This window comes from Pedobacter aquatilis, assembly GCF_032678405.1.
In the GTDB taxonomy this organism is placed as follows: Bacteria; Bacteroidota; Bacteroidia; order Sphingobacteriales; family Sphingobacteriaceae; genus Pedobacter; species Pedobacter aquatilis_A.
In genome coordinates, this window is record NZ_JAVTSJ010000001.1 from 988,798 (window position 1) to 1,006,762 (window position 17,965).

Annotated in this window: 14 protein-coding genes; 7 read left to right on the top strand and 7 right to left on the bottom strand. The window is 38.5% G+C overall.

What is annotated here, in order from left to right:
• The 4 genes from R2R71_RS04085 to R2R71_RS04100 all read left to right on the top strand — a co-directional run bounded on the left by R2R71_RS04085 (position 1) and on the right by R2R71_RS04100 (position 6,579).
• Complete coding sequence (locus R2R71_RS04085) at positions 1–1,788, top strand: hypothetical protein (RefSeq protein ID WP_316829973.1); 1,788 nt, start codon at positions 1–3, stop codon at positions 1,786–1,788.
• A gap of 89 nt (positions 1,789–1,877) precedes the next feature.
• Positions 1,878–3,512 (top strand): TldD/PmbA family protein, encoded by a 1,635-nt coding sequence (locus R2R71_RS04090; protein WP_316829974.1) that lies wholly within the window; start codon positions 1,878–1,880, stop codon positions 3,510–3,512.
• A gap of 2 nt (positions 3,513–3,514) precedes the next feature.
• Positions 3,515–4,831 (top strand): TldD/PmbA family protein, encoded by a 1,317-nt coding sequence (locus R2R71_RS04095; protein ID WP_316829975.1) that lies wholly within the window; start codon positions 3,515–3,517, stop codon positions 4,829–4,831.
• Positions 4,832–4,938: 107 nt separating this feature from the next.
• Complete coding sequence (locus R2R71_RS04100) at positions 4,939–6,579, top strand: TldD/PmbA family protein (RefSeq protein ID WP_316829976.1); 1,641 nt, start codon at positions 4,939–4,941, stop codon at positions 6,577–6,579.
• Positions 6,580–6,619: 40 nt separating this feature from the next.
• Here the strand turns inward: R2R71_RS04100 and R2R71_RS04105 are convergent, their stop codons facing one another.
• Positions 6,620–7,519: a LysR family transcriptional regulator gene (locus R2R71_RS04105; RefSeq protein ID WP_316829977.1), complete on the bottom strand. Its 900-nt coding sequence runs from the start codon at positions 7,517–7,519 to the stop codon at positions 6,620–6,622.
• 97 nt (positions 7,520–7,616) lie between these two features.
• Between R2R71_RS04105 and R2R71_RS04110 the strand changes: the two genes are divergently transcribed.
• Together R2R71_RS04110 and R2R71_RS04115 are read left to right on the top strand one after the other, a co-directional pair.
• Entirely contained in the window at positions 7,617–8,255 is a 639-nt protein-coding gene (locus R2R71_RS04110) for an NAD(P)H-dependent oxidoreductase (protein WP_316829978.1), read from the top strand.
• Complete coding sequence (locus R2R71_RS04115; protein WP_316829979.1) at positions 8,221–8,505, top strand: putative quinol monooxygenase; 285 nt, start codon at positions 8,221–8,223, stop codon at positions 8,503–8,505. Before R2R71_RS04110 ends, R2R71_RS04115 begins: the two co-directional genes overlap by 35 nt.
• Positions 8,506–8,552: 47 nt before the next feature.
• Here the strand turns inward: R2R71_RS04115 and R2R71_RS04120 are convergent, their stop codons facing one another.
• From R2R71_RS04120 to R2R71_RS04130, 3 genes are all read right to left on the bottom strand, one after another.
• Positions 8,553–9,443: an SMP-30/gluconolactonase/LRE family protein gene (locus R2R71_RS04120; RefSeq protein ID WP_316829980.1), complete on the bottom strand. Its 891-nt coding sequence runs from the start codon at positions 9,441–9,443 to the stop codon at positions 8,553–8,555.
• A 249-nt stretch (positions 9,444–9,692) separates the two neighbouring features.
• Positions 9,693–11,453 (bottom strand): ABC transporter ATP-binding protein, encoded by a 1,761-nt coding sequence (locus R2R71_RS04125; protein WP_316829981.1) that lies wholly within the window; start codon positions 11,451–11,453, stop codon positions 9,693–9,695.
• The gene (locus R2R71_RS04130; protein ID WP_316829982.1) at positions 11,437–13,173 is read right to left on the bottom strand and encodes an ABC transporter ATP-binding protein; all 1,737 of its coding nucleotides are present in this window, start codon (positions 13,171–13,173) and stop codon (positions 11,437–11,439) included. Before R2R71_RS04130 ends, R2R71_RS04125 begins: the two co-directional genes overlap by 17 nt.
• 254 nt (positions 13,174–13,427) lie before the next feature.
• Here R2R71_RS04130 and R2R71_RS04135 point away from each other — a divergent pair, with 254 nt between their 5' ends.
• On the top strand, positions 13,428–14,270 hold the full coding sequence (locus tag R2R71_RS04135; protein ID WP_316829983.1) for a S1 RNA-binding domain-containing protein: 843 nt from the start codon (positions 13,428–13,430) through the stop codon (positions 14,268–14,270).
• A gap of 50 nt (positions 14,271–14,320) precedes the next feature.
• Here the strand turns inward: R2R71_RS04135 and R2R71_RS04140 are convergent, their stop codons facing one another.
• The 3 genes from R2R71_RS04140 to R2R71_RS04150 all read right to left on the bottom strand — a co-directional run bounded on the left by R2R71_RS04140 (position 14,321) and on the right by R2R71_RS04150 (position 17,961).
• Positions 14,321–14,989, bottom strand: coding sequence for an MCP four helix bundle domain-containing protein (locus tag R2R71_RS04140; RefSeq protein ID WP_316829984.1), 669 nt, complete (start codon positions 14,987–14,989; stop codon positions 14,321–14,323).
• A gap of 131 nt (positions 14,990–15,120) precedes the next feature.
• Positions 15,121–16,554 (bottom strand): ATP-dependent RecD-like DNA helicase, encoded by a 1,434-nt coding sequence (locus R2R71_RS04145; protein ID WP_316829985.1) that lies wholly within the window; start codon positions 16,552–16,554, stop codon positions 15,121–15,123.
• Positions 16,555–16,821: 267 nt separating this feature from the next.
• Positions 16,822–17,961, bottom strand: coding sequence for a putative sensor domain DACNV-containing protein (locus tag R2R71_RS04150; RefSeq protein WP_316829986.1), 1,140 nt, complete (start codon positions 17,959–17,961; stop codon positions 16,822–16,824).
• Positions 17,962–17,965: the final 4 nt, after the last annotated feature.

Below are 17,965 nucleotides of genomic sequence, written 5' to 3' on the forward strand. Positions count from 1 at the left end.
ATGGAATTCAACAATATCGCTATCGTTTTGTGCTCGCTTTTACTTATTTTTTTATTGTTTAAAGAAATAAGTAGAAATAATAAATCAAGGTTAATCTGGAGGATTTTGGCCAGTATTATTGCCGTAACTTGTTTTGCATTACTGGTTATCCCGGTTAAATATCAAACAAAAATACAGCAAAATACAGGTGAAATAATTTTGCTTACCGAGGGAACAAATCCCGATTCAGTTGCAAAAATAAAAGGGACAAAATATTCGCTACCATCAGCAGACTTAAAAAATATAAAAACAACTGTACTGCCCGATCTCTCCTATTTTTTAAATACACATAAAGCAATAAGGAAAATAACTATTTACGGTTACGGATTAACCGATGAGGAACTAAAAGGTTTAAATGGTTACGAAATAAGCTTTCACCCATCCCTTAATCCAACAGGTGTGAGTGCGGCGAACTGGCCACAAAAACTAAAACACTCCGGTGGGTTAAGCATTCAGGGAAATTATCAAAACAACAGTGATAAAACCGTAAAACTTTTGCTTAAAGGTTTAGGAAACGTTGTCGATTCAACATTCATTGAAGCACAATCAAATAAAAAATTTTCCTTTAAAAGTAAACCAAAGCAAAGCGGAAGAGCCGTTTATGAGTTAATATCCTTTAATGGAAATGACACCTTAGCCAAAGAACCTGTGCCATTCATTGTTGAAGAACAGGCACCAATGAAAGTTTTAATATTGGCATCCTTTCCTGATTTTGAATACAAATTTCTCAAAAAGTGGCTATTCGATAACCAATACGCTTTAGCTTTCAGAAGTCAGATTAGTAAGAATAAATATAGCACCGATTTTCTTAACATGGATAGCATAAGCATTAACAGGATAAGTACTTCCTCGCTTAGAAAATTCGATGTGCTTATTATTGATGAAGAAGAGCTGGCTGCACTTGGACAGGATGAAAAGACAGCAATTAATAACGCTGTAAACAACGGCATGGGGCTATTCATAAGAATTTCAAACCCAAAACCGCTTGCTGTGCCAGGTGGAAATTTTGCCCGGTTTGAAAATCCTGCAACGAAAGACAAACACTTATCGCTTTTTTCAAAAGATGGTGGGTATAAATTTAGTCAGCTACCTGCGGAGCAAACCTTATACTTAAAACCATCGAAAAATGAGTTACCTGTAATTATTGATGGCAACGGAAAAACTTTAGTAAACAGCAACTTAAAAGGCTCCGGAAAGGTTTTAATCTCTTCTATCGCCTCAACTTTTAACTGGCAACTTTCCGGAAAAACGGCAGATTACACCAATTACTGGTCAGAAATTTTATCAAAAGCAGCAAGAAAAAAAATCGAAACGCAGTTTGTAAAAACCTCACCACAGTTCCCTTTAATAAATCAACAAATTCACTTTGTGACAGACCTAGCATCGGCAGGAAAAATACCTTCCTTAAAGGCTGAAGGGGTTAAACTCGCTCCAAAGCAAAACCTCGAGTTGCCTTTCGAATGGGATGCTGTATTCTGGCCGGTAAACAGTGGCTGGAACAACTTATCCGTGAATCAGTCGGATGTATCCTTTTTCGTATATAAAAATAACGATTGGCTTACATTAAAAAATCAGCAAAAAATAAATTCCACACGCCAATATTCCATTATTTCAAAAAATCAGGAAGCAAAAAGTTCATCAAACAATATTTTTATACAAGAAGAAGTATCGATCTGGTGGTTTTTTACCGGATTCTTATTCGCAATTGCATTTTTATGGTACGAATCAAGAATTCTGGACACCAAATAGTGTTTGAAACTAAAATGTTATAAACAATATTACCTTTTAAAACTACAATTTGGCTATATTGGAATCGTATATCACCTAAACTGAACCAATTGAAAAGAAAAGATTTCCTCTATTTATCCGGAATGGGTATGGGTGCCTTGTTGCTTCCCGACCTCTCCGCATTCGGAACCCCCATCGACCCTTTGCAGGCGCTTGATGGAGTTGATGTAAAAATTAAGAAAGAGCTGGCTGATGTTGCATTGAATGCAGCAAAATCTAAAGGTGCAACATATGCCGATATTCGCATTGGCCGCTACCTTAACCAGTTTGTAGCAACCCGCGAAAAACGGGTGCAGGGCGTAGCCAATACCGAATCTTACGGTGTTGGAATCCGCGTTCTTGCTAATGGCTGCTGGGGTTTTGCCGCTACAAACAATGTTACTAAAGATGCAATTGCCAAGGCCGCAGAACAAGCAGTAACCGTTGCAAAAGCCAATGCAAAAATTCAGGGCGAACCTGTTCAGCTGGCTCCTCAAAAAGGCTATGGTGAGGTAAGCTGGAAAACCCCTATCGAAATCAATGCCTTCGAAGTTCCAGTTAAGGAAAAAGTAGATTTACTGCTTAATGTTAATGATGTTGCCATGCAAAACGGCGCAAATTTCGTTAACTCCGTGATTTTTGCCGTAAACGAACAAAAATATTTTGCCTCAACTGATGGTTCTTATATAGACCAGGATGTTCATCGCATTTATCCAAACTTTAACGTTACCCGAATCGACAGGGCATCGGGACAGTTTAAAACCCGTAATTCCTTAAGCTCGCCAATGGGCAAGGGTTACGAATACATGCATGCACGACCAGAAGATAAGGTAAGCGGAATTGTTACCCGTTATAAAGGTCGTTACGATATGCTTGAAGATGTTAAAGAGGCTGCACGAGTAGCTACTGAAAAGATAAAAGCAAAATCTGTTGAACCTGGTAAATATGATTTAGTTCTAGACCCCTCTCACCTTTGGTTAACCATTCACGAATCTGTTGGACACCCGACTGAATTAGACCGTGTATTGGGTTACGAAGCAAACTATGCTGGTACGAGCTTCCTGACACTCGATAAATGGGAATCGAAAAAATTCAAATTTGGCAGTGATAAGGTAAACATTGTTGCCGATAAAACCCAGGTTGGCTCATTAGGTGCTGTTGGTTATGATGATGAAGGCGTAAAATGCAAGAAATGGGATTTGATTAAAGATGGCGTTCTGGTAAGCTATCAGGCAATCCGTGATCAGGCGCACATTATCGGTTTAACTGAATCGAATGGTTGCTGCTACTCTCAGGGCTGGGACGATGTTCAGTTTCAGCGTATGCCAAATGTATCCCTGCAACCTGGAAAAGAAAAACTAAGTGTTGATGATATGATTAAAAACGTCGAAAAGGGTATTTACATCATTGGTGATGGGAGTTTCTCTATCGACCAGCAACGTTATAATTTCCAGTTTGGCGGTCAGATTTTCTACGAAATTAAAGAAGGTAAAATTGTTGGCATGTTAAACGATGTGGCATACCAGGCGAATACGCAGGAATTCTGGAATTCTTGTAATGCCATTTGCGATGAAAGTGACTATCGTTTAGGCGGTTCATTCAATGATGGAAAAGGTCAGCCTTCACAAAGCAGTGCAGTTTCTCACGGTAGTTCTACCGCGAGATTTAATGGAGTTAATGTTATCAATACAGCAAGAAAAATATAATTATGGCTATATTAAGTAAAGAAGAAGCCCAGGCAATATTAAAAAAGGTAGTAGGTTTTTCAAAAGCCGACTTCTGCGAAGTGAGTTTAAGAGGTTCTGATGGTGGAAATATTCGTTACGCCCGTAATGCAGTATCAACCGCCGGACAAATCAGCACCATGAGTTTAGGTGTGAGTTCTACTTATGGTAAAAAAACAGGCTCGGCAACCATTAACGAATTTGATGACGCATCATTAGAAAAAGTAGTAAGGAGAGCCGAAGAACTGGCCATGCTTGCACCTGAAAACCCAGAGTTTATGCCGCTTTTAGGCCCTCAGACTTTTGCTGAATCAAAAACATTTAATGCGAATACAGCAGCTATGACTCCTGATACAAGGGCTGAAATGGTTGGAAAGAGTTTAAGTGTATCTAAAGCCGCAGGTTTAGATGCCGCAGGTTTCCTGGAAAACTCAACCAGCTTTAATGCGGTAATGAATTCAAAAGGCCTGTTTGCATATAACAAAGGGACAAACGTCTCTTTTTCGGTAACCGTAAGAAATAAACAAGGTACCGGTTCTGGTTATGTTGAGCAGGATTTTAACGACCTTTCTAAAATGGATACGCTTGCGCTGAGTAAAATTGCAGCAAGTAAAGCCAATGGTTCTGCCGGAGCAAAAGCCATCGAACCTGGAAAATATACCGTTATTCTGGAACCACTTGCAGCAAGTGATATGCTTGGAAATATGTTCAGGGGTTTTGATGCCCGCAGTGCTGATGAAGGCAGAAGCTTCATGAGTAAAAAGGGTGGCGGTACACGACTGGGAGAACAATTATTTTCAGAAAATGTAAATATTTATTCAGACCCTTTAAATCCTGAAGTTCCATCATCTACGTGGAGTGGCGATGGTTTACCAGTTAAAAGAACACAATGGGTAGAAAAAGGTATAGTTAAAAATCTTTCCTATTCAAGATACTGGGCAGCTCAAAAAAATGTTCAGCCAGTACCATTCAGTCGTAGTATTGTTATGGAAGGCGGAACCCAGTCGCTTGAAGATTTAATAAAAAGTACTGAAAAAGGGATTTTAGTAACACGTTTCTGGTACATCCGTTCGGTAGACCCACAAACATTACTACTAACAGGTTTAACGCGTGACGGTACTTTTTACATTGAAAATGGCGAAATTAAATTCCCGATTAAAAACTTCAGGTTTAATGAAAGTCCGGTGATTATGCTAAACAATGTTGAAGCATTGGGTAAACCGGTTAGAACAGGAAGTGGTTTAATTCCACCGATGAAAATCCGTGATTTTACATTTACATCATTATCAGACGCAATTTAACAAATTATCCCGTCATTGCGGAGGAACGAAGCAATTTTAGCCATCAGACCATTCGATGATTAAGATTGCTTCGTTTTCATCATCATAAATTAAATACTACCCTAAAGTTGAGAAGAAGAGATTTTTTATACATGACAGGCGTTGGTCTGGGCACCACAATGCTTCCAAACATTCCTGCTTTTGGCAAAATTATTTCCGTTGAGGAAGCATTAACACCAGTTGATGTTGCATTAAAGAAAAAAATGGCTGATGTAGCCCTCAATGCGGCAAAAAGTAAAGGCGCTACCTATGCTGATGTTCGTATTGGCCGCTATTTAAATCAGGTTATTGCCACACGGGAAACGAGAGTTGAAAATATTTCAAATGCCGAGTCTTATGGATTAGGTGTGCGGGTTATTGCTAATGGAAGCTGGGGTTTTGCCGCCACCAACAACCTCGACAATACAAGCATTGCCAAAGCGGCCGAAGCAGCAGTAGCCATCGCAAAAGGAAATGCTAAATTAATGGAAGAACCGGTTCAGCTGGCACCGCAACAAGGATTTGGCGAAGTAAGCTGGAAAACACCCATTGAAATTAATGCTTTTGAAGTACCGATAAAAGATAAGGTTGATTTGCTTTTAAAAGTAAATAGTGAGGCTTTAAAAGGTGGCACCAAGTACATTAATTCTAATCTTTTCATGATTAATGAGCAGAAATATTTTGCATCAACAGATGGCTCATATATCGATCAGGATATTCACAGGATCTGGCCAACTTTCACCTTAACGAAAACAGATGCTGCCAATGGCAAGTTCGAAACGAGAAACGCCTTAAGCGCACCAATGGGCATGGGCTTTGAATATCTTACACCGAAAGACACTGAAAAAATTAAGGGTGGTCCGGTAACGATGTACAAAAAACGTTACGATATCCTTGAAGATGTTCGGGAGGCTGCAGTTCATGTTGATGAAAAACTAAAAGCAAAACCGATAGCTCCGGGCAAATACGACCTAGTTTTAGACCCCTCTCACCTATTTTTAACCATTCACGAATCGGTTGGTCATCCAACAGAATTAGACCGGGTTTTAGGCTATGAGGCAAACTATGCCGGTACAAGCTTCTTAACTTTGGATAAATGGGAATCTAAAAAGTTTAATTTCGGGAGCAAAGAGGTAAACATCCTTGCCGACAAAACGGAAACCGGTTCACTAGGTGCTGTTGGCTATGATGATGAAGGCGTTAAATGCGGTAACTGGGACATCATTAAAGATGGGATCCTGGTAAACTACCAAACCATCCGCGATCAGGCACACATTCTGGGACTTAAAGCATCACAAGGTTGTTGTTACGCCGATAGCTGGGACAGCATTCAGTTCCAGAGAATGCCAAATGTTTCTTTAGCACCGGGAAATACGCCATTAAGTGCTGCAGAAATGGTTAAAAATGTTGAAAAAGGTATCTATATGTTTGGCCGTAACTCCTATTCTATCGACCAGCAGCGTTACAACTTTCAGTTTAGCGCACAACTGGCTTATGAAATTAAGGAAGGGAAAATTGTCAGCATGTTTAAAGATGCCGCTTACCAGGCAAATACACAGGAATTCTGGAACTCATGCGTGCAGCGCTGCGATAAAAATGACTATCGCTTAGGCGGAACCTTTTCGGATGGAAAAGGTCAGCCCGGACAGGCAAGTGCCGTTTCTCATGGAAGCGCAACTACTCGCTTTAATGGTGTAAATGTGATTAATACCGGCAGAAGATTGGGATAATTTCTAGTAATCAACCGCTCCTTAAACAGCGGTTGATTATTTAAACCATTTCTTTTTTAAAAATCTCCTGAATGGTTTTTAGTTGTTCTTCATAAATGGTCTTCTTCCTTGTACCGAAATACAAGGTATTTTCAATCTGGTTATAACCATCCCAAAGTATTTTAACCTTACCCGATTCCAGGTCTTTTTTTGAGAGAAAATCAGGAACTACGGCGATTCCATTACCCGAACTTAAACACCTTAGAATAGAACATATATTGGGCACTATATAATTTGGCTTAAAATCCGGTCGGGTACCAAAATTGGTATGCCAGAACCTTCTTAAATGTTCCATATCCCCCGCGGTACCATACCAAATCTGTTTCTTTAACCAGCTTTGTATTTCCGGAAGTTTATTCTTTTTAAAAAAGGCATCTGCTTCTTGTGTTTCGGTTTCAGCACCCGCAACAACAACTAGTTTTTCTTTAAAAAAAGGTTTGTACATAAGGTTTTTATAATCGCCCTTTTGCGGTGTTATAATCATATCAAGGATACCATTATCCAAATCGGCAAGCATTTGCGGGTACTCTCCAAATTTGATAATTACATTAAAAGGTAAAGTTGGCAGATATGATTCAAGGGTAAACTGAAAAGTTTCGAAACACATGCCAATACTTATGGTCGGTATATCTTTTTCTGTCGATTTATGAAAATGTTTTTCCGCTTCTTCCAGTTTGCAAATCGCCTCCTGAACATAGTTGTAAAGTATTTTACCACGCTCTGTCGATACCATTTTTCTGGAAGCACGATCAAATAATTTATAACCAACATAGCTTTCCAGTGAACTTAAATGCAAGCTGACACCCGGCTGCGAAATAAACAAATGCTCGGCCGCAGCCGTTAAAGAACCCGTTTCATAAATAGCTTTAAAAGTTCTGAACCATTCTAAATTTACCATCATTCAAATCATCATAATTATAATACAAATATATAATTTATATTATTTTATTAATAGAACATACTGTTATAGTTTTGCTTCATCAAAAGAAAATAAGCAAATGAAAAATATATTTGTAATAAACGGAGGCCAGGTTTTTGGCCATTCTGGTGGAAAATTTAATAAATCATTATTAGAAGCTACGGTTTCATTTTTTGAAAACCATCCAGGTTTTGAAGTAAAGTTTACCGACATCAACAAACCTTACAACTTAAAAGAAGAAGTTAAAAAATATAAATGGGCCGATATTGTAATTTACCATACCCCGGTTTGGTGGTTTCAAATCCCCTTTGGTTTTAAACAATACATCGATACGGTTTTTACCGAGGGGCATAAAACAGGTATTTACCATAGCGATGGTCGTTCTGCGGCAAATCCTGCAATAAATTATGGTACAGGTGGAATGTTACAGGGCAAACACTATATGCTTACTACATCGTGGAATGCACCAAAAGAGGCCTTTACCTTGCCAGGAGAATTTTTCAACGAACATAGTGTTGACGAGGGACCGATGTTTGGCTTTCATAGAATGAATGCTTTTATTGGAATGAAACCACTGGAAAGTATTCATTTCCATGATGTAATGAAGAATGATTTTATCCTTCAGGATCTGGAAAATTATAACCAACATTTAACTAAAATATTTACAGCTAATAAAATAGAAAATGAAAGTTTACTTAACAGCGCTATTGAAAGCTAAAAAAGAAAATGCTCCGGTTTTAAAGGCAGTTTTGGAGAACATGGTTTTAAACTCGAGAAAAGAAAAGGCCTGTTTGCAATATGATTTATTTGAGACGGATGATGCTCAAACATTCATCTTCCACGAAATATGGGAAACACAGAAAGGGCTTGATTTGCATAACAATATGCCTTACATCACCGAATTCCGCAATAAACATTCGGAACTGGCAAATGAAATTATCATCTATAAAACCAATAAAATAGCTTAAAATTAATCAGGCTGGCCGGGAATACACATTATTCCCGGTTGGCTTATTTACTCCACACCCTTAGCCGTTGTTGGCAATGTATAAAGTGATTTGGAAGCCGTAATAAACAATATATTTCTGTTCTTGCCACCAAAACAGATGTTGCCGCACCAATTTTCAGGCACTTCGATATGCCCGATTTGTTCTCCATTTGGTTTATAGATATTTACACCTTTCCCCGTAACATAGATATTTCCATTGTTATCTAAAGTCATCCCGTCAGAATTCTGATTTAAAACAAGTGTTCTATTGCTTAATGAAGCATCTTTATTAATTTGATAACGATAAGTTTTATTAGCAGCCATATCTGCAACATATAGCGATTTACCATCAGGCGTTCCAACTATTCCATTTGGCTTAATTAAATCATCCGCTACAACAATAGCTTCTTTTTTTCCTTTTGGGAGGTAATAAACACGTTGCTTTTCAATCTCTGGCTTTTGTCTTGTCCAGTAATCGCGTTGGTAATAAGGGTCGGTAAAGTAGATACCACCTTTGGCATCGAGCCAGATATCATTCGGGCCGTTAACTTTCTTCCCTTCAAAATCGGAAAATAATACCGTTATTTTTTTGTTCTTATCAATAGACCAGATTTGATTATTTTCATCGGCGCAAACAATCAGGTTTCCTTTTTTATCGAAATAAGTTCCATTTGCACGGCCCGATTTATCCATATATAAGCTTAGTTCGCCTTTAGTGTCGTATTTCCAGATTTTATCGTTTGGCTGATCGGTGAAAAACACATTGCCTTCTTTATCTACCGATGCCCCCTCAGTAAATTTAAATTGCGAGGAAATCAACTTTAAACTATCCTGAACAAAAATCGGGCTTTGCGATTGTCCATAAGATAAAGCCGGGCAAATTAATGTGATAACAGAAAGAAGCAGGTATTTTTTCATAGGATGATATTTGGTGAAGCAAAGTGCCTAATAATATCCTGTATTGCAAGTAAAAATGTTGTGCGAAACATCAAACCACACGTCATTTCAAGCGTAGAGGAGAAATCTTTGATTATACAAGACTTCAGTTTAAGCAATTATTTTTTCCCCTATCGCATCATCCATTCGCCATATCACATCATCCATATTACATATTGCATCATCGATTATTTACCTTTTACTCAAGTAAACTGATTATCAAAACGCTTTCTAACTCACCCGTTTTCCTTTCAACAACAGATCTAAAGCATCATTGAGTGTACCCGCTTGCTGAACTTCACCTTCGTTTACAAAGTAAATTTCATCTGCATTTTCGATGGTATTCAAGCGGTGCGCAATAATAACCAATGTGGTTTCTTTAGATAATTTATTCAGGATATTGCCAAGCAATTGCTCTGTAATGGTATCAATATTAGCAGTTGCCTCATCTAAAATTAACAACTCAGGGTTACGTAGCACGGCACGCATGAAGGCAATTAATTGTTTCTGCCCTAAACTAATACTATCCGAACCTGATGTAATCTGGGTATTTAATCCCTCGTCAAAAATGGCAAGCAGTTCATTTAGGTTTGCATCCTGGATAATCTTTTTTAACTCCTCATCACTTACATCCTTATATGCACTGTTGCCGTAAAGAATATTATCTTTCACAGTACCCGTAAACAAAAATGGTTCCTGTAAAATAAAGCCTATTTTCTGTGTGCGTTCTTCGGCACTAAAAGAGCGTATATCTCTTCCGTTAAGCAAAACAGTGCCTTTGGTTGCATCATATAAACGCGAAATTAATGAAGCAGTTGTTGTTTTTCCACCGCCAGTAGGGCCAATTAAAGCGTAAGTTTTGCCTTTTTCAAACCTCAGGTTAATGTTATGGAGAATTTCTTTCGAGTCATCATACGAGAAGTGAACATTTTTAAATTCCAGTAAGGCATCTGAAGTGATCGTTTCTGTATTTGGTATTTGAGTTAGATTAGTATCGAGTAAAAGGATTTGAGAAATCCTGTCCCAACCTGCCATGGCAACCTGAAAACTGGTCCAAAGGGCTGCCAGCTGCCTTAAAGGATTGTAAAAATTGGTACAATAAGAAATATAACTTACCAATAAACCCAAAGAAAAGTTACCGGTTGAAATCAGGTAAATACCAAAAAGTAATACGATTAATTGTGCAGCACTGGAAAGTAAACCGTAAACAGGGACAAAAATATTATTGGCCAAACCTGCGCCAATGGCGGTTTTGTAATTCTCAGCATTGGCTTCATCGAAACGTTTTCTAAAGTAATCGCGACGGTTAAAAGCAATGATCACCTTAAAATTATTAAGGCTTTCCTGTATTTCGGCACTCATACCGCCAACACTTTTTAAGTTTTTGGCATTTTTTCTTTTAACCCAGGGGGATAAAACCATGGTGAAGAGCACAATTACAACTGCCGGTGCCAACGCTGCAGCACCTAGCTCGAAATTGATCGTTAGCAGAAAGAACCCCGCACCAATCATGGTTACAATACTGCCGATAAACTGCATCAACGATTGCGAGAAAAACTGGTTTAACTTATCGGTATCATTGTTTACCCTGGAAATTAAATCTCCGGCTTTATTTTGATTAAAAAAGGAAACAGGTAACTCTTGTAACTTATTAAATATAGCATTTCTCAGCGTATAGAGCATCCTTTGCCCTATCCCTCCCATTAATTTGGTTTGCGTGTAGCCTGTAACCATAGCAACCATGTACATCACCAAAAGAATTCCGCCAAAAATCAGAACACCATGAAATTGTTTTGTACGAATGTAGGCATCGATGGTATGTCCAACTAAAAGCGGACCAAGCAACAACAGCCCTGAATTTATCAGGATGGCAATTAAGGCCAGCCAAAGATTTTTCCGCTCAGCAGATATGAGTTTGAGCAATCTTTTAAGCGCTTTATAGGTAGATTGCTTTTCCTGCCCCGAACTGAGCTGGTTAAGATTGTAGTTCATAATTGCTTGTGCTCTGTTGTGAATTGTAAATTTGAACATATTCAGGACTGCTTTTCAAAAGCGCCTGATGCGTTCCTGCAGCGATAATTTCGCCTTGCATCAATAAGATTACATTATCGTAACCTGTAACGGAAGCAATTTTTTGCGTTACAGACAATAATGTTAAACCTGGATAATATTGCTGAATATTTTCGAGGATTCTTTTTTCCGTATTCGTATCTACGCGTGCGGTAAAGTCATCAAGCAATAATATTTTAGGGTTAACGGCCAAAGCCCTTGCCAGCATAATGCGCTGCTTCTGCCCGCCCGACAGGCTATTTCCCCGCTCAGAAATAATCGTATCTAATTTATCGGGTAAGGCCTCAATAAAGTCTTTCAACTCCGCTGTTTTAATGGCTTTTTCTAACGACTCATCCGTCACCGTATCGCTAAAAGCAATATTTTCCCTGATACTCATGTTAAACATAATGCTATCCTGAAAAACGAAACCAACCTGTTTATGAAAGTTTTCCTGGTTGTAACTTTGAAGCGCCTTTCCGTCGAAAAGCGTTTCCCCTTCATTAGGGTTGATTAGTCCGGTAAGAATATAAAGTAACTGGGTTTTCCCTGCTGCTGTAGGACCAATAATTGCCGTTTTTGAACCTGCTTTGGCTCTGAAAGAAATATCCTTTAAGATGGGTTTCTGTCCGATAGTTAGTGAAATCGCTTTAGCTTCTACCTCACCTGTTAATTCGTCGGTTAAAGTTCCCGGATGTTTAATTTCCGGCGCATTTAATACACTTTCAATTCGCTGATAAGAAGCTGTTGCCTGTGCAATAACATTACTCATAAAACCAATAACCAATATCGGGAAGATAATCAACGCCAGGTAACTACTAAAAGCGGCAAACTCTCCCAAACTCATGGAGTTAGAAATAACAAAATGTCCCCCAAGAACCAGAATGGTTAATCCGGATAAATTGGCCACGAAAACAATAATCGGTATTAGGCCGGCAAATAAGCGAAGAATCCCTAAACCCAAATCCCGGGCTTTAGCATTGGCATCAAGAAATTTGTTATATTCTAACTGTTGCGAATTAATGACACGGATTAATGCCGAGCCCAAAATACTTTCACTAATTACCTTATTTAACCAGTCGATTACCTCCCGGCTCTTAATAAAAAGTACCCTAACCTTTTTTAATACAAAGAAAAATGCACCACCTATAATGGGAACAATAGCAATAACACAAAGTGCCAGTTTCCAGTTAATAGCAAGTAATAAAATACTCGCACCAACAATTAAAAAGATTGATGAGGCCAGCGAAACAATCGCTTGCGATACAAACATTTTTATCGAATCCGCATCTGAAGTAAGATTGGTAAGCAGCTTGGAAGGATTAGCCTGAATAATGTAAGCATGGCTTTGACGCGAAATCTGGTTGGATAACCTCGTCCTTAAATCTCTCGCAACACGCTCAGAAGCATAGGTTTGAACAATACTTTGTAAATATGTAAACATAAATACAAGTACAATAGCCAATGCGAACTGAAATAAAATGGAATTTACATGAAAGGTTTTATTGGTGTAAGAATCGATTCCGTGAGCAATAATTTTCGGCAGCAGCAAGTTGATACCGTTACTTAATAAAGCGAATAAAATCAGCAGAAAAATTAAGCCTTTATATGATGCAAGTAAACTAAAAACACTCGGTTTTTTAGCTTCTTTAGGTTTTGCCATGTTGGATACGAACTTTGTAAACTCAAATTTAACCCATTTATCTGAATAGTCTGCTGTTTAATTTATTTTTTGAACCGCTCTTTTGATTTGTTAACCTCATCATCAGCAAAGAAGCTCATTTCCCAACTGCTGTTGATTTCAAACTTTAATTTTTTTTACCCTTGGTTTCAACCTTTCCCTATTCTTTACCGTTGGTTTCAACCAACGGATTACTACCTTTGCATAACCATTGAAGAAAATGGTTTACCCATATTATGATTGAAATAGGAAAATACAACGAATTAAGAGTTTTAAGCAAATCAGAAGCCGGCTTAAACTTAACCGATGGCGATAAAATGGTTATCCTGCCTTACCAATACGTACCGAACGGATTGGAAATTGGCGATAATGTCAGCGTCTTCGTGTACATACAGAAAGATGGCCGCTTAACTGGGACTACCCAGAAAGCTTATGCCGAGGTTGGTGATTTTGCTTTCTTAAAAGTTGTTTCAGATGGCGAAAATGGTGTTTTCATGGATTTAGGCATCGATAAGGATGTTTATGTACCGGCAAGAGAACAAAAAAGGCCAATGCAAAAAGGCTACAAATATGTAGTTTATATTTATCTAGACGAAAACAACGACCGCTTATTGGCTTCATCAAAATTATATGATTTTGTAGAAGAAGAAGACTTTGATTTTGAAGAAGGCGATGAGGTGAGTTTATTAATTACCGAAGAAACTGATTTAGGTTTTAACGCCATCATTAATAACACCTACATCGGTTTACTTTACCACAACGAAGTTTTCGATAACATTCAAGTCGGCGACCAACGCAAAGGATGGATTAAGAAAATTCGTGTAGAAGGCAAGATCGACTTAACCTTACAACCAAGTGGTTATGGGCACATTCTCGATTCAAAAGAGATGGTTTTAGCAGCACTAAAAAAGAATGGCGGCATAATTGAACTGGGCGATAAAAGTTCTCCGGAAGAAATTTACCACCGTTTTCAAATCAGCAAAAGTGCTTTCAAAAAAACAATCGGCTCACTTTACAAGGAGCGTTTAATCATGCTTTCTGATGATTCCATCAGACTGCTGGGAAATGATGAAGAATAAAAAAGGCCTGAATTTTAAAAATTCAGGCCTTTTTTATGATAAACAAATAACTAGTTCAAATTAAACTTATCATTCTGAATCTTAACCACATTTGATGCAGAAACAATGTTGACCACCAATGCACCAATTGCAATGGCTAATAGAACCTGAAAAAAAGAGTAAACTTTAGTTCCTGAAACAAAAATCTTAGAGTCTTTAATCAGTTCATCACCAACTTTAGTTTGGATTTTTATTAAAGCCGAAAGTTTATTTAAGGTTTGCGTAAAAGTTTTTCGGCCAATCGATTCATAAATTTCATCCGCTTCTTCCCTTGCTGCATTGAGCAGTTTTAATTTCAGTTGCTGTTGAATTTTTAAGGCATTTTTTAAGTCGTTAAGAAATGTTTGCTCCTGCTTCACCAATAATGTAAGTTCATATTTATTGATAACAGAATCTATTTTGCGGTTATGCTTACTTATTTTGGAAATACTAACCGATGGGTGAATGTCATCATCTGTTAAAGCATCCTGTAAAATGGCATTTTTGTGGTATAAATTTTCAGCAATAAAATACAAATCTGTTGCCGGAACAAGCCTGTCATTATACATTGAAATAAAAGACTCGTTAATCTTGCTTACACTTTTATCTTCCAGAAAACGGATAAGTAGCGTACAACACATGATGCAAAACAGCAAAAATGCCATTTTTAGTTTATTTTTGAGGGTAAAAGCAAATTTCATCGTATTATTCAGTTAGCATTTCAAGTTAAGGAATTAAGGTCGTTTTGCAGCAACTTGTAAATGAATTTTCATCTTTATATTAATTGATATTTGATAAAACGAAAACATAATTTGGTCGGTGGGCAAACCAACTAAAAGTATTCTTCCTGCCCCGTCTTTGAGAAAAGCTGTGGGGCAAAATTAACCAGATAAAGCTCTTTTTTAGCCCTTGTAACCGCTGTATACAACCATCTCAAAAAATTCAAATCTATCATTTCTTCAGTTAAGTAGCCTTGATCAGCAAAAACTGCTTCCCATTGCCCCCCTTGCGCTTTATGGCAGGTAACCGCATAAGCGAACTTAATTTGCAAGGCATTATAAAAAGGATCTTGCTTAATGGCCAGCATTCGCTGTCGTTTATTGGCAATATGCTCGTAATCCTCGTTCAAACCATCAAAAAGCTTTTTATTTTGCTCATACGGCAGGTTAGCCGATTCTAAGTTTAAAGTATCGAGCATTACTTTACAGCTAATTTGCCCAGCCGCCGGGAAGTCCATAAACTCCAAAGTTGCCTCCGCAAAACGAAATCCATAACGTTCTTCTTCGCCACGCACCCTGATCACTTTCGCCATATCACCATTGGCAATAAAAGATGTTTCATCATTTTCGGGTAACCAGAAATAATTATTCCGAACCACCATAATCTGGTCCCCTCCGGTTAATTCCTCCTCGCGGTAAAGCAACCTCGCCCTGATTTGCTGGTTATAAATATTTGCCGATTTATTGGATCGGCAAACCACCAGCGTATTTTCTATGCCAAACTTCCGGTAAGCATACTCAAGCCCTTCAACCAATCGGGCGCCGGCCATATTGTAAATATCCGTGTAATTCTTGGTCAGGAATTTAGGCATCGGATGCTCAGGATTTTTTGCTATCTGGTTTCTCAACATCGTCGCATTCGCCAAAATACCCGATTTTTTGCCCTGCCGTACAACTTCTTTCAATTCAACCGACGTTACCGTTAAAGCAAACTTATCTTTCATGTAGGCTTCATTCAATGCAGGGCTATCCAAACTCCCAACCGGTGGTAATTGTGCCGTATCGCCCACAAAAAGCAAAAAACAGTTCTTTGTATTGTACACAAACTCCAGCAAATCGCGTAAAATAGAGGAACCTGTTTCATTAAACTCATCGGCAATCATCGATGCTTCATCAACAATAAAGAGTGTATTTTCTGATAGGTTCGGTGCAATTTGAAACTGCATTTCGGGAGATGCCGCCGAGCGTTTCCTATAAATCCTTTTATGTATGGTTAATGCTTTGCGATAAGAATATTGGCTCATTACTTTCGCCGCACGTCCGGTTGGCGCCAGTAATTCGCTTCTTAAATTAAATTGCGCAAGTACCTTTACCAAAGCCGCTACCGATGTTGTTTTACCAGTACCCGCATAACCTTTCAAAACAAAACACTTGTATTCATCGTCATCCTGCAAAAACTTCGACATACGCTCGCAAAAGAGCAACTGCTCTTTCGTTGGTGCATGTGCGTAGGCCTGGGCAATTAGCTGACTTTTATCAAGATACATAGATATTTTTTAATAGTTATAATTGGGTAATTGTTCCCGATTTAATAAATAATTTGAAAAGCAATTGCATTACCAATCGGCCGCTGTCATTCTGAGGAACGAAGAATCTGTTTCATCGCTTGTAGATTCTTCAGAATGACAATAAACGAAGTTACTACATATTAAAAAGGGTTCGGTCAGGATTAGAATAAATTTGAAGAGCGCTACTAAAATGTTATTCTTATGAATACTTAGTATGTACCATTCTTCGCAACGATAAATTAATAATTACAACAACAAGGTTTCAATTCGGTGTGCCATTACCATATTTTGTACTTTACTCCAGCTAAAAATAGTAAAATGCCCGTCTTGCGAAGCCACTAAACCTATGGCCTGAGGTTGGTCGTTAACAAATTGTGCCACCGAAAAGTGCCTTGTTCCACCTAATTGTCCAGGATATAAAATTTTATCTTCACCGCCAACAATCGGCTCAGAAAACGCTATTTGCTCTACAGTTGGCTTACCCTTAGCACGGCCAATTTTAGCACCAAAGGCTATTAAATCGAACTCTTCGTTTATAATTGTAGCGCCATCAACAGCGGTTAGTCCGGCAAGGTGCTCCACCTCGCGACGTAAAGCGCCCTGAGAAAATATTTCAGTCTGGTTACCACTTTGTTTTGCCAGATTAGACAATCCGCAAAACGGCGGTTCCACAAGGTATTGTATCGGGTGAATAATTGATTCTTCCCACTTAACATCGTTTTTAGGAACAATCAGCAAAGCCCCACCCCTTCCATGGCTACGCATAGAAACCGCAAACTGAATCAGAATATTTATAGGATCGTTCCAACTGGCAAGAACAGTTAAATCGAGCAGCGCTTTCAAAATCGGCGGACAATCGCGGTTAGCACACGAAGTGTCATCAACAATTCTGATTTGCTCTCCTTTCAAAACCGCTACATTAGTAAATTTACCAATCCCGTAAATCCTGCGGTGCTTGATTACGATAAGTCCCGGTTCCGAAACATCAACTACGAAACAAAAATTTGGAATATTTAAAGTTGTTCCCCAGATATAAAGTTCACCATCCTCTTCCCAAACCCCTAAATGAATACCCGAACGTTCGATGCCAGGGGCAATTTTAGTAAGTGTATTGGCATTTAATGGTAAAGGTTTTGCAAATTTTAAAGGCTTTGAGGTTTGCGATGGCGGCAGAAAAGCGATCGAAATACGAGGTGAATGCCCTTCTTCTTTCCTTAAGCTGCTCCAGAAAGCCACATCAATCAAAGCCTCGATGATTCGTTTATCTGGTTGTGTTGCTAAATCAACCTCACCTTGTGCCACAGCATTTGCATGCAGTTTAATAAAATGTTGCTCAATTTTAGCTGCAACGGTGTTTGCCGCTTTATAGGTAGGCTTGTAACTCATGTTC